The sequence below is a fragment of the Vibrio mytili genome, assembly GCF_000830505.1.
In the GTDB taxonomy this organism is placed as follows: Bacteria; Pseudomonadota; Gammaproteobacteria; order Enterobacterales; family Vibrionaceae; genus Vibrio; species Vibrio mytili.
The window spans coordinates 1-680 of record NZ_JXOK01000067.1 but is presented as its reverse complement, the minus strand read 5'-3'; the positions used below and the strand labels follow the sequence as shown (position 1 = coordinate 680).

Genomic DNA, 680 nt, shown 5'->3' with positions numbered 1-680 from the left:
GATGCCTTTATGTCGGGTGCATTCACCACGACAGAAGGTTCAGACAGTGTCGTTAAATACCAGCTTGATGTCACCGCAGATCCAGTAGCAGGGTTAACCTCTCACGGTGAGCCGATCGTGCTTGCTGAAACTGCAAATGGTGATGACAGCTTTACTTACACCGCCACCGCAGATGGCAACGCCGTATTTGAATTGGTTGTGAAGCCAGACGGTAGCTACACCTTTACTCTGCAAGGTCCACTAGACCATGCGGTGAATAGTGACAGTCTACAAATCGATTTCCCGATTATCGCAACAGACTTTGATGGCGATACGTCGGCAGAAACGCTGCCCGTCACCATCGTTGATGATAAACCAACGATCACTGATGTAGAACCGATCACCGTTGATGAAGATGACTTGGCGAATATTGGCTCTGATGGTTCAGATCCAATTTCAATTGATGGCAATTTCACCACGACACAGGGTTCTGACGGTGTGGTGAGCTACCAATTGGATGCTTCTGCAACGCCAGTTGATGGCCTGACATCTCAAGGTGTGGCAGTGACCCTAACCGAAACTGCAAACAGTGATGGCAGCTATACCTATGAAGCAACAGCGGGTACTGAAGCCGTCTTTACGCTGACTATCAACACGGATGGCTCATACAATTTCACGCTTCAAGGTCCAATTGACCATGC

General features: G+C 48.8%; 1 protein-coding gene. It reads left to right on the top strand.

Annotated elements, in window-relative coordinates; genetic code table 11:
• The coding region (locus SU60_RS17320; RefSeq protein WP_483414609.1) for a T1SS-143 repeat domain-containing protein at positions 1 to 680 on the top strand (680 nt) is incomplete at both ends.